The sequence below is a fragment of the Paenibacillus sp. CMM36 genome (assembly GCF_053570945.1).
In genome coordinates this window covers 545,577-557,284 of sequence record NZ_JBSEDY010000001.1, presented here as the reverse complement: position 1 = coordinate 557,284, position 11,708 = coordinate 545,577, and the positions used below count along the sequence as shown (strand labels likewise).

General features: G+C 39.5%; 11 protein-coding genes and 1 pseudogene. 3 read left to right on the top strand and 9 right to left on the bottom strand.

The window, feature by feature from the left end; translation table 11 throughout:
- Window positions 1–78: 78 nt before the first annotated feature.
- From ACWA2B_RS02785 to ACWA2B_RS02765, 5 genes are all read right to left on the bottom strand, one after another.
- The gene (locus ACWA2B_RS02785) at window positions 79–411 is read right to left on the bottom strand and encodes a hypothetical protein (protein WP_342425892.1); all 333 of its coding nucleotides are present in this window, start codon (window positions 409–411) and stop codon (window positions 79–81) included.
- Between the two features lie 200 nt (window positions 412–611).
- A complete protein-coding gene (locus ACWA2B_RS02780) occupies window positions 612–890 on the bottom strand; it encodes a hypothetical protein (protein WP_029516574.1) in 279 nt (92 codons plus the stop codon).
- Window positions 891–908: 18 nt separating this feature from the next.
- On the bottom strand, window positions 909–2,081 hold the full coding sequence (locus ACWA2B_RS02775) for a YncE family protein (RefSeq protein ID WP_340931807.1): 1,173 nt from the start codon (window positions 2,079–2,081) through the stop codon (window positions 909–911).
- Window positions 2,082–2,146: 65 nt separating this feature from the next.
- A complete protein-coding gene (locus ACWA2B_RS02770; protein ID WP_340931806.1) occupies window positions 2,147–2,878 on the bottom strand; it encodes a YiiX/YebB-like N1pC/P60 family cysteine hydrolase in 732 nt (243 codons plus the stop codon).
- Between the two features lie 1,016 nt (window positions 2,879–3,894).
- A complete protein-coding gene (locus tag ACWA2B_RS02765) occupies window positions 3,895–4,212 on the bottom strand; it encodes a DUF3102 domain-containing protein (protein ID WP_230584987.1) in 318 nt (105 codons plus the stop codon).
- A 436-nt stretch (window positions 4,213–4,648) separates the two neighbouring features.
- Between ACWA2B_RS02765 and ACWA2B_RS02760 the strand changes: the two genes are divergently transcribed.
- Window positions 4,649–6,925 (top strand): preprotein translocase subunit SecA, encoded by a 2,277-nt coding sequence (locus ACWA2B_RS02760; RefSeq protein WP_449291676.1) that lies wholly within the window; start codon window positions 4,649–4,651, stop codon window positions 6,923–6,925.
- 235 nt (window positions 6,926–7,160) lie between these two features.
- Here ACWA2B_RS02760 and ACWA2B_RS02755 read toward each other — a convergent pair whose 3' ends face one another.
- Window positions 7,161–7,322, bottom strand: a complete 162-nt coding sequence (locus tag ACWA2B_RS02755; protein WP_013370205.1) for a hypothetical protein — start codon at window positions 7,320–7,322, stop codon at window positions 7,161–7,163.
- Window positions 7,323–7,539: 217 nt separating this feature from the next.
- On the opposite strand from ACWA2B_RS02755, the gene ACWA2B_RS02750 reads away from it, so the two are divergent.
- Together ACWA2B_RS02750 and ACWA2B_RS02745 are read left to right on the top strand one after the other, a co-directional pair.
- Window positions 7,540–8,784, top strand: coding sequence for a hypothetical protein (locus tag ACWA2B_RS02750; protein WP_449291675.1), 1,245 nt, complete (start codon window positions 7,540–7,542; stop codon window positions 8,782–8,784).
- Between the two features lie 590 nt (window positions 8,785–9,374).
- The gene (locus tag ACWA2B_RS02745; protein WP_230584966.1) at window positions 9,375–9,614 is read left to right on the top strand and encodes a DUF3139 domain-containing protein; all 240 of its coding nucleotides are present in this window, start codon (window positions 9,375–9,377) and stop codon (window positions 9,612–9,614) included.
- 265 nt (window positions 9,615–9,879) lie between these two features.
- Here ACWA2B_RS02745 and ACWA2B_RS02740 read toward each other — a convergent pair.
- From ACWA2B_RS02740 to ACWA2B_RS02730, 3 genes and pseudogenes are all read right to left on the bottom strand, one after another.
- Window positions 9,880–9,999: pseudogene (locus ACWA2B_RS02740) on the bottom strand (DUF1805 domain-containing protein); the annotation flags it as partial.
- Between the two features lie 345 nt (window positions 10,000–10,344).
- Complete coding sequence (locus ACWA2B_RS02735) at window positions 10,345–10,509, bottom strand: hypothetical protein (RefSeq protein WP_155271686.1); 165 nt, start codon at window positions 10,507–10,509, stop codon at window positions 10,345–10,347.
- Between the two features lie 149 nt (window positions 10,510–10,658).
- Window positions 10,659–11,438, bottom strand: a complete 780-nt coding sequence (locus ACWA2B_RS02730; protein WP_230584964.1) for a hypothetical protein — start codon at window positions 11,436–11,438, stop codon at window positions 10,659–10,661.
- Window positions 11,439–11,708: the final 270 nt, after the last annotated feature.

The window sequence follows — 11,708 nt, the reverse complement described above, 5'->3', positions numbered from 1 at the left end:
ATAATAAAAAGGGCAACCGAAGTCGCCCTAGATATTCCATTATACAACTTAACTTTTCAAATACTTTAGTACACAAATCTATTTACTGTCTTCTTCCTTGATGTAAATAGCGTCATATTGAATGATTGCTTTAGTTTCATCAGTAGTCTTTGAAACGTCGTAGACTACTTCATCTTGACTGAACTTATCTTCATCATGGAGAGATTGCGGTTTTTTTATAAATAATCCAACTTTAGTATAAATTTTATCAGGATGATTAAGTTCTTCTAATACACTGTCAGGGACTATTGCTTTTGTAACGCCCTTCATTTCTTCAGAAGTATCGTCACTAGCAAAAACATTATTACCAATAACTACAGCAAACGTAACAGTAAGGGCAGCCAACCCCAAAAATTTCAATTTAGCCTTCACTTCTTCCCTAACCCTTCATTAATTAATTTGCATATCCATTCTCAGAAATTTTAATCGGGTAACCAGACCCATCATTTCCGGAATGATTTCCAATTAGCAAATAAACTGGATTGAACTCAAAAGATGCATCGTCGCCTGTTATACCTAAGTTAGTGTGCGAAAATTTGATCGTGGTGACTATTGATAATAGTGTAAAAAAATCAACTCGATTTTCCTAACTGTGAAAACGCCATCTTATAAGCCACAAACGTAATAATTGCGTAGATAAAACCATATAGAAGCCAAGCATCTATATTAACTGCAATGGTTTCTAAATTGGTGGCAATAAATATAAGAGGCAGTAGCAAGGCTAGTATTAATCCTAAGTAGATGTTTCCTTTGAAATAGGCGAAACATACTCCGATCAAGATTGCCAGAATGGGGCAAAATATAAAAGTAGGGAAGAGGGGATTAAGTTTTGGAAATAACCAGTAAATCATAATAATCACTCCTTAAAGTTAATTAGTCAGAAAAAAACGAATCATTTCCTTGTTTGATTTAAATGCTAGAGGAATGACATGTAATTCTTTGCCTGTCAATAAGTCATATTCTCTTATTTCCCTTATTCTATCAACAGGAGAATTTTTGACATAATCATATAGGACAAAAACAGATCCTGCAAAATACTGTACTCCAGATATTACTCCTTTCTCATTTTGTATTTTTTCGGAGACGGAATTGCTTTGTTTTAATCTCAACTTTTTAGGCTTTTTGTTGAGGTCATTGAAAATAGTATAATTTAAGTCTTCAGAGAGAATATATAATTTATCGTTGTAAATTTGGCTGTCATAAAACAAAAATGAAGTATCTGACAAAGATGTTTCATTTTCCAACTTACCATTTTTAGGGTCAATTATCTGCATTATAGGATGAAATTGTGTATCAGATGTATTGCCATCAAGAAATACAATAAGCTTGCCTTTAAATATTTGTAGTGATGCTCCATTTTGGCCTACCGGAAAGTATTCTTTTAAACCATGTAAACGATTTTCTATAGTGAATTGTTTGATCTTCTTTGATGTTTTTAAATCAATGACATAAATACCTACAGAATTATCATTATTGTTCACATATAAAGTGTATGCCATATTATTGTATTCAACGGTTGATAATAAATATCCATTCAAAAGAATATTTCTATATTTCAAATTTTTTTTATCGAAATAAACCAATTCATTGGTGTACTGTGTGGGAGAATAACTCGGATTAATACCCACGTTCATGGAGAAAAATAGATGATTGTCGCTTTCTTTCAAAAATGAAGTTCCGATATTCCTATCTTTTCCATATTTATTAGGTCCAAAAAATGGTTGAAGAATTCCATTTTGATTAAGTATGTAATGTCTATTTTTTCGTTCAGACATTAAATAATAGTCATTCTTTACTTTGGCAAAATAATAAAGTGACTGGGCATTAACTAAGTTTTTTTTGTCTAAAATCTCGCCTTTATTACTGTATTTCACAATTTCTGCACCGTCATCCATTGCATTTGAATAAACAACAGTAAATGTCTCGGATTTTGTTATATTTTTCAATGAATGATGTGTTGTAGTAAACCAAAACGTTGAAACTGCCAATCCAAGTAAAAATAAAGTTGCAAAAATAATTCTTATTCTTTTTTTAAAGAGCATAATGTCCCCCCTTAGTGAAATCACTCACAGGAAAAAATATATATTCCTGTGAGTGATTAGGTTTGTTAGTTACTATAGTAAATTGAAGTATTACCGGATTTAGCTATTTCCATTGGGGTAACAATAGGATCAATTGTTATATAATCAACATCAATCCCCTGAGTTTTCCAAGCCTTCCACACCAATTGTGAACAATAAAATTTAGCTTCTGTCCATGGATTAACAAAATTCCAGTTATAGGGTTTTCCAATTTGATTAGCTGCATATTGTGCAGCTGCCCTATATTGGGAACCCGAAGCCCCTTTAACGCTCATTCCATAAACATTTGAGCGACCTCTCCAATCATTTGTGTGATATTGAACTCCATCAGCTGGGAACGATTCTACTGTTTTACCACTTAGTAAGGAAACAATAGCAGCATGTCCTGGATATCCGAAATCAATACCCCACGAACTTGCGTTATAGGCAACCAAAATATCACCGACTGTTCCTAAACTTGATGCTGCTAGCCTAGGATTCTCCGAGCTATCAGTGAGCGATTGGCTAGTTTTTTGGTCATTCAATGCCTTCTCTTCCAATTCCCCGCTTTTTAGGATCTGAAGATCATTTTCATTATGTTTACGGAGTAACTCAATATCATTATCACTCATTCCAGCATCTTTCATTTTCTGATAAGAATTGTCATTAACACTGAAAGAAGGCGATGTTTCATCGGCGGCAAAAATGTTTGCACTGGGAAGAAGAAGGATACTTAGAGCAAGACTAGCGGAAAAAGCTAAACTAAGAACATTTTTCATGATTATACCTCCAAATGGGATTTAATTGATATAAGAGAGTGCTTGTTCAAAGTTTGTCTACATGTTTATCCATACTTCATTTTTTGTCCCTCCATATAACAAAGTCTCGTATGTCTATTTTTTGGAGGATGATGTATGTTAAATTTAGTTAGTTAGCTCCATAAGTCAAATAGAAATACGAGCTTACGCAATCACCTTCTAAGTAAGAAGTAGCAATTGCGAATATATTGTTTATGTCCGGCAGGATAACCGTCCAATAACAATCAATTTTTTTAAACAGAGATTTATGTAAAAAAGTATGTACCAGTAAATATAGATTTGGGCGATCTAAACATGTGCTATAATCTCTAATTTTGATTAAAAATGTATATTCTAAGCTACTGGATAAAAATTCCTATCCAATATATTCAAATTATATACATAGATTCAATAAAAGTCAAATTGATCAACATTTTTTAAGCTATTTGTAATCATAGTTTGAAAGTAATATTTTGATGTTCTCAGTAAAGTGGATAGGAAGTTGACGCTGTGTCAACCATATGAGGGTATCACCAATTTTGGAGGCACTGTAGAGATAGTCTGTAACTACACCCGTATCGAAGCTCAATCGTAAAAATTGATCTTATGTGCATAAAACACTTATTTCATATGGTTTTTTGAGTCATTGTGGTTCAAAATTGTGCCAGAATATATTTAAATTGTTGCCGTATCGAAAAATAGCTAAAACATAGATAAATAAAGGGATTTGTGAAGAATTGCTTTACATCGTGGTTTCAATCGTAGGTATCGAGGAGTAATGTGTAAAAAAGCTTGATGCATCAAGTGAATTTTAAGTTATTATAAATTAAATTGTGCGAAATCAAAAATTAGAAAATCCTTTATTTATCTACATTTTTAAACACAGCAAACACGTATCGTAAATCGTAACAAGAATCGCGGAGTGGGAGTGTTATAATAGTCATTCCGATATTATCAATAAGAAAATCGATTCAAACACTCTATCATACTTACTCAACTCATATGTAATAGCTGAAGCCTAAGACAAATTGTCTCAGCGTTGAATCATACCGCAGCTCACGCACAGTCATTTCATCCACTGTTTTCTGTTCACCAGTTGAGGGGATGGTGTGTTCCTGATCAATAAACTCTAAGCGGTCTACAGATTCAGGCAAAGATAGCATTTCAAATATTTTACTGTTTGCCAAAAGCGACGACGTCGTCGCATTTCCGAATTGTTCAAATGCTTTAATCATTCTTTGTGCTGTTCTGGGAGTAAAATCGACTGTCTTTAGCCACTTCTCCCACTCACCATGAACTAAGTCATTCTCTTTCACATGCTTCAATTGTCGTGCCCAATCTCAAATAGCGACTGTCCAGCTATTTGTTTCTCGTGAATTGCGATTAAGCCTCCTATTTTAAATGTAATCATTATGTTAACCACGCTTCCACTTTAATAATACAAAAAGCCTTCCCAATAAAGGAAGGCTTAATATCTTTGGACACATTGTAGTTATTGAGCAGGAACATGCAGATTATTAATCGCCCATAAGTTAAAAAGGAAAAAGACGATAAAAATTGCTAAAACGACTCCGATAATGATAAAAATAGTTTTCTTTTTCATAGGCTTTAGTTGAATATCCAACTATCAAGCTGACCCTTGACATTTCCATATATTTTTTTTATTCCAAACTTTGCTATTGTTATAGAGTTTGATTATACTTTAGCCACTATTAGAATTGCGTGTTTCTAGCGAGGAGGGATCAAATTCCAATGAATTTAGCCGTCAAGTTGATGCAAAAATTCAAAGACCGCGATACTCAGAATAAGCTGAAAGGCTATCGGGACAAAGCGGAGCTCATTAGGAAACGGAATTTGAAAGCATGGGACGATCAGCGGCTGAAAGCGGAATCTCTCCGGCTGAAAAAGGAAGCAGAATCGGGTACGCCTTTGGACGAACTGCTTGTCGATGCCTATGCACTAGTCTGCGAGGCAGCGAAGCGAAAGCTCGGATTACAGCCTTACGATGTTCAGATTATGGCTGCCATCGCTCTGCACGAGAGATTTGTGATCGAGCAACATACCGGCGAAGGAAAAACGCTCTCTGCTGTTATGCCTGCTTATCTAAATGCGCTGACCGGCGAAGGCGTTCATGTGCTCACTTTTAACGATTATTTGGCAAATCGGGATGCGGAGTGGATGGGTCCGATCTATCGTTTCCTCGGGTTAACGGTAAAATCGGTTCAAGCGGGCATGAGCTTGTCCGAGAAACGAGAAGCGTACGCCGCGGATATAACCTATGTGACGGCCAAAGAAGCGGGATTCGATTATTTGCGCGACACGATCACACTAAGCGAAGCCGATACCGTGCATCGTCCTTTCCACTACGTCATCGTCGACGAAGCGGATTCACTGCTTCTCGACGAAGCTCGGGTGCCGCTAGTCATCGCTGGCGAGCCGGATTCTTCCGGCAACGACGTAATTCGTTTCGCAGATGTGACTAGGCAGCTCGAGCAAGATAAGTATTACGACTTCGACGAGTTCAAGCGGAACGTTTATTTGAATGAGGCGGGCGCTGCGAAAGCGGAGGCGCTGCTGGGGTGCGGCAATTTGTACGAAAGCCATAATAGTCATTTGTTGTCGTCGTTAAATTGCGCGTTGTATGCGGAAACGTTATTGAAAAAAGACGTCGATTACATCGTCCGGGACGGGAAAATCGAGCTGATCGACGAATATACCGGCCGCGTGGCGGAGAATAGGCATTTGCCAGAAGGACTGCAAGCCGCGCTTGCAGCCAAAGAAGGGCTGCACTCGAAAGTCGGCGGGAAAATTCTCGGGACGATCACCCTTCAACACTTCATTAGCCTGTATCCAAAAATTTGCGGAATGACGGCTACCGCGTACGCTTCCGCCATGGAATTCAAAGAGATTTATGCACTGCAGGTCGTGCAAATTCCGCCGAACCGGCCAAACATACGGATCGACCATCCGCACCGAATTTATACACATAAAGAAGCCAAGCTTAAGGCGCTTGTACAAGAAATCTCGTCCGTACATGCGACGGGACGCCCAATTCTCATTGGTACGTCAAGCGTGGAGGAGTCGGACATGCTGGCAAAGGCGCTAGCGGTTGCCGACGTACCTTGCCATATCCTGAATGCGAAAAACGACGTAGAAGAAGCCGAGGTCATTGCCAAAGCGGGAGAAATCGGCGCCGTGACGGTGTCTACGAATATGGCGGGACGCGGCGTCGACATTCGGATCGGCGGTGGCAACCCTACGCAAGCAGAAGTTGTCGCCAAGCTGGGCGGGTTGTACGTGATTGGTACGCATGTGCACGAAAGCGTGCGGATCGACGACCAACTGCGCGGGCGTTCTGGGCGCCAAGGCGACCCTGGAGCTTCCGTATTTTTCGTAAGCTTAGAGGACGAGTTGTTACTTCGATTCGGCATCGATAAAGCGATTCGCGCCCACAGGCAGGATGAGACTCTCGAAGACCCGGTGCTACGCAGCAAAATCGCGCATATTCAGCGCGTTATTATGGGCCAGAACTTCGATATCCATCAAGAACTAAACCGTTATTCGGATATGGTAGAGGAACAGCGACGAATTCTATACGAGGAGCGGCTCGCAATTTTAAAAGGCAAGAAGCTGATGAGTCCTTTGGAGCAACGCGTACGGCTTTTTTATATCGACAAGTTCTGGGCCGACCATCTAGCATACGTTTCTTACCTTCGTGAAGGCATCCACTTGGAAAGCCTTGTCAGCGGCAATCCGATCGACGAATTTCATGCACAAATCACCCAAGCATACGAACAAATTCCAGCTAAAGTAAATAGCGAGTCGGCGAATATGCTTGTAAGGCTCGGAGGTTCGAATGATCCGGCGGAGTGGGAAGAGTTCGGTCTGAAGAGCCCTACTTCCACTCGGACTTATATAATCAACGATCAATACATCCAGAATATGCGCAGCTCATGGACCGCTATGACTGTATTTGCTTTTGGGATTCGCAAGATTTTGAGGCCTATATTCAAACTGTCAAAGTTTTGATGCAGCGTAGCTTTTTCGAGGATGAGCATTGACTCCGTGTTGACTTCGGACGTCCGCTTGGATTCCTCAATTTTATAATCGGTATAAACATACCTACCAATCACGGCCGCCAAAGCTATGGCGGCTTTTTTGCACTCATTTTGAGGAGGGATTTATATGCCAATGGCAACAAGCGTATCCGCTATAAAGCAGCCATTCTATAGAATGTAACCGCCATCGGATGTTGGGCTAATAGTCAAGCCTGATTTTGAGATTGATCCGTTATTCTTCTCTTTTTCTCAGCAATAAGTAAACCTAGCAGTACATATCCTCTGTACACTAATCCAATTAAAAGCACTCCGCCAGCAATAGAAAGGAGGATAACTAAAATGTTAAGTATAAATAGAAATAACTCCAAAAAGACACCTCCAAAGTAAATTAGTCTTTTTTATCTTATAGTAAAAGTCGTGTCGAAGTATCATAAAGCTTGTCATAAAACAAAATAAGAAAGCAGTTGAATGAAAGAACTAAGTTATTCAAAAAGGCTAATGGTCAGAGTAAAAGACTATATATACGCAACTTTTTTTCATTTTTCTGGTATATATGATAAAAAAATGAAACTGGGTGTTTATTCAATGAGACGAATTTTTGTTTCTCTACTTGTATCTTCCTGCCTTCTTATTTCTGGCCTGCTTCTAGCGCCTCTGAGTTATGCGGAGAATTCAAATTCCAATCTTCCCGTTGTAGTAGAGGATGCGGCTGTGTTCTATCTGGTTCCGCACCAACTGACTGCCGAATTAAACAAATCTTCTTTATCGCTGGATTCCGTCTCCATAAAGACCGCTCCCCTGCTGAAGAAAAATAATCACTTGTATTTCCCGTTCAAATGGCTGGAAACAGCTCACTTGGCAACCACCAAGTGGGATGCAAAGACAGGCAGCACGTGGGCGGAGTTTGACACTGAGAACTCGGTACCTTTTTCCTCATTTCGGTTGATGCCTAACCAAGCAAAGATTTTCAGATACGAAGACGGAACCATGACAGCGCTGGATGAGCCAATCCCTAAAACGTTTATGAAAAACGATCAATTGTATATTCCAGCGTCACTTCTGCCTAAGATGGGAATAAATTATACATGGAGTAATGGAGTCATGCACTGGGTCTGGAACGACAAAGTAGTTAAAGCGCTTCATCCAACGTATACAACGGATAAGGAAAAAATCACTTTTAGTGCATTAGTACAAAAAGAGTTCGGGCATGCTTATCTTATGGTAAATACAGGGCACGGTGGCATGACAAGTTCCATTGGAGGTAGCATTAGCACGTTTAAGGGAAAAGAAAAAAGCATTGGAAAGCCGATTATAATAAATGGGCAAACATTTCGGCGGATTGAATATTCAGTTGAGCTTCGTCCCGGTCCAAATCCGTTGAAAATTACCACTAATGATAAAGGATCTGTTAAGATTATGGTGCATCGCAAAGTATTAAACCCGTCCTCCGTCCCTATTAGATACAACCATCCCGAGAACGAGCATGACATCCGCTTCACCAAGCCGACACAGGGGTACCTCCGTGTACAGGCTGGAGACCCAATAGCAATTGCTGGAGTCGTGACAGCTACGTATCTGGAAAGCAATGAAGTTTCTTTTGGAGTGGCAGCATTTCAGAACGGTGATTTTGTTGAAGTTGAAAAAAAGACCGTTATCCCCCTCAAACAGGATAAATTCTTTAGCGGTTCTGTCGTTATTCAAAAACCTGGCACTTATCTGGTCAATATTCTAAGTCCAGATGTATTTGTGGGAGGTAGTTCACCGTACGGCTCTGTCAAATGGGCTGAGATAGCAGTCGAAGTGTTGCCTAAAACCAAGAAAAACCCATAATTCTTCTCTTCCAGATCTAATACCAGCTAAATGGTAACAATAATCTTCAAACTTTGTTTTTCATTCATGTAACATTCCTCTCAATGAACAGATTTCAACTAACGTTTCCCGTTAGCTTAACAAAGATTTTTTTTAATACTAGGCTTTTCCTATACTAATTTGAATGGCTTCATAGTACAAGAATTCTACTTTTCCAAAAACATTATTGGAGGCTCACAAATGAGTAAATTTGAAAAAAATCTAATTAAGTATTTGTCTTACGGTTTTATTGTAGGAATATACTATTCCTTTATTAAAGGGCCAACAACAACGAGTACTCCGATCAACGGTATGTTTGAATTTTATACGGTACCCACTTCTACTTTTATTTTTAGAACATTATCAACCTCGTTTCTACTAAGCCTCTTTGCTGGAGTAGTGTATACAATTACTTTTTTGTGTATAAGAGGAAATAAGTAGATTCTTTGAATAACTCCAAAGCAAAAGAAGCTGTCCAAATCGCAACGGCTCCTTTTCTTAAGTAACGGTTCGAAGCAAATATTACGTCATTGGTAGCGCCACTTTAGCTTGCTCCAACAAAGGAGATAGTTATGAGAAAATATGGAATAGCAATCTTTATAGTAATGATATTCGCAAGCGTTTGGATGCTTAGTAGTTACGCTAAAAGTGATACTCAAAATAAAGTATTCGATTATCTTGTAAAAATTCAAGGATACAAACCATCTGAAATTTATTCAGTTAAAACTCAAATAGGTAAAGCTCCCTTAGTTAGTACACAAGTTATTTTTAAGGACGAAACCAATGCAAGGTATTTTAAAAGAGCAAGATAAAATTATTCAGCGTAGCTAAGCCCCCATTAAAGGAGTAGATGATGGGGCGTATAATTATTCTTTGAAGGATTATAACGGAAATGCAATGCACAGTCACATGCTTGTCCTCCTCCAAGAGGTCACAAAATTCAGTCATTTATAAGATTTCAATAGAATGAATCAGTAAAGATCAGTAAATTGAAAACTGCTATGAAAGCTTGTCCTGCTTGACTTTAAGGCTTAAATAAAGAAAATTTTATATCCCCTGAAATAGCCGCATCTTAGACGCACCACACATGATGTAACCACGGGAGTTAGAGATCGTTAACAGCGTTGTTTTAGGCAGTTTGACCTCGACTCCGATAAATGTATGCTCACCCACTTGAATAGGTTCCATGTGTATCATGGTGATTTCATGCACCTCCTCTTTGTTTATGCTATAAGCCTCCAATATTTTTGCAAGTCCCAGCCCACAATGAAAATAACCGAAAATACTTCTTATCAAATCCATGATAAAAAATTTTCCGATTCTTAAATCCCTCCTCTCTAATAGTTGTCCGATGAAAATAAAGATTTAGACTGGATTTGTTGGTCCTAAGCTGATTCTGAATTGCTAAATCGTCAGACTTGGAATAATAAGTTTTAGACTGACCCAAATATAAAACCAGCGGCAGTCAAGGACCTGAAAATAAAGTCCTAGACTGCCGCTGGTTTATTGAACTAACGTTCTCTGTTAGCGTAACAAGTGGTGCTAAATTATTTCATGCGATATATCTACAACCGTTTCGGTGCTGCCGATCGGCTTACCGTCAGTAAGAAACACCGAGGCGATAAATTCTCCCTGAATCGCTAGGCTTCCAATCGCCTTAAATCGTTCTACCTCTATTGGTTTTGCCGAAATAATCGGCTGGATCAACGTCTTCCATCAGTCCCCATTCGACCATATCTGGCGTACGGGTCAGCACTTTCCGATGCGACTGTCGAGAATCCTCTCTATCGCTGGATATTCCTCGAATCTTCGTTCAATGAAATGTTGAATAACCACCCCGTAAAGGGGCGGTTTTCTTATGCTTGCATGAATGCTTCTAACGGCTCCAGAGTCGCGAACGTCTTCTTTGCATCCTTCTTCCGTTGCTCATCATAGAGTTTGGTCAACTCTTCGAATGATTTAGCTTTAATCTTCGTATAACTCGATTTGGTGTATCTGATTATGTACGTCTTTACCCCTTCCTCTTCACTCCACTCGTAAACGACATCATATTTGTCCCTCAAATTCTTTAAATGAAGTGACCGGCGCAACACTGCAAAGTGTTCTTTAATGGCTTCATCACATTCCTCCATAATCTTCTCGTATGTGCAGCCAACTCGCATCAGAATCTCCAATGCCCGTTCATCGCCGTATCTCGCGAGAAATTCCTTCAACGAAACCAGCGCATATAGCATTATTTGTTCCTTGTCATTCGGATTCCTGTATTCATAACAGCCTACAACCAAATTGCGGTCGGTCATTTCCTCCTTACTGAATTGCATATTAAACAAATACTCGAGTGTCTTTTGCTTCATAACGGTTTCCAACATCTGTTCTTTATCAATCCTGATGCCCGTTGTCACCCACGGAAACGGTAGTTGGCCGTTACTTTCACGCGGTATGCTACCCCTAAGATTCAAAATCGGCATACCCGTAGCCATTGCGTACGATCTGTTATATCCGTCGCCCGCGAATATTTCCTGTTCTTCTTGCATGTGTCCTGCCCCTCCTTTTAGTACCAAGTTCCATTCGGCGCGTAGTGCCACCAGTTGTCTGCGAAGTGAATCTCCGCTCGATTCCAGCGAATTACGATCCAAATTACCCTCCGCATTTTCCAGTAATTTCTTGGTTAAGCTATAGTTCTCCGTTCGTATTATGAGCTGTGACCTACGCTTACGGGCTTTGCCACTTCACTTCCGCTCTTCCAATCCCGCTCTGTCCATTGTCAGACAACACTTTTATTTCCATCTCTCCAGGCACTTCATGAATCTCCGTTACAATCGGTTCAGACGAACCGAGAATAAGATCCTATAGTAGACTATTGCATATCCATAAACTACCACTTTTTTGTGTTGGTCTCCTATTAG

What these genes read in the sequence shown, in the direction of transcription:
- ACWA2B_RS02780 (WP_029516574.1), bottom strand. Translation starts at nt 890, where the DNA reads ATGATTTACTGGTTATTTCCAAAACTTAATCCCCTCTTCCCTACTTTT.
- ACWA2B_RS02745 (WP_230584966.1), top strand. Translation starts at nt 9,375, where the DNA reads ATGAGAAAATATGGAATAGCAATCTTTATAGTAATGATATTCGCAAGC.
- ACWA2B_RS02775 (WP_340931807.1), bottom strand. Translation starts at nt 2,081, where the DNA reads ATGCTCTTTAAAAAAAGAATAAGAATTATTTTTGCAACTTTATTTTTA.
- ACWA2B_RS02750 (WP_449291675.1), top strand. Translation starts at nt 7,540, where the DNA reads ATGAGACGAATTTTTGTTTCTCTACTTGTATCTTCCTGCCTTCTTATT.
- ACWA2B_RS02760 (WP_449291676.1), top strand. Translation starts at nt 4,649, where the DNA reads ATGAATTTAGCCGTCAAGTTGATGCAAAAATTCAAAGACCGCGATACT.
- ACWA2B_RS02770 (WP_340931806.1), bottom strand. Translation starts at nt 2,878, where the DNA reads ATGAAAAATGTTCTTAGTTTAGCTTTTTCCGCTAGTCTTGCTCTAAGT.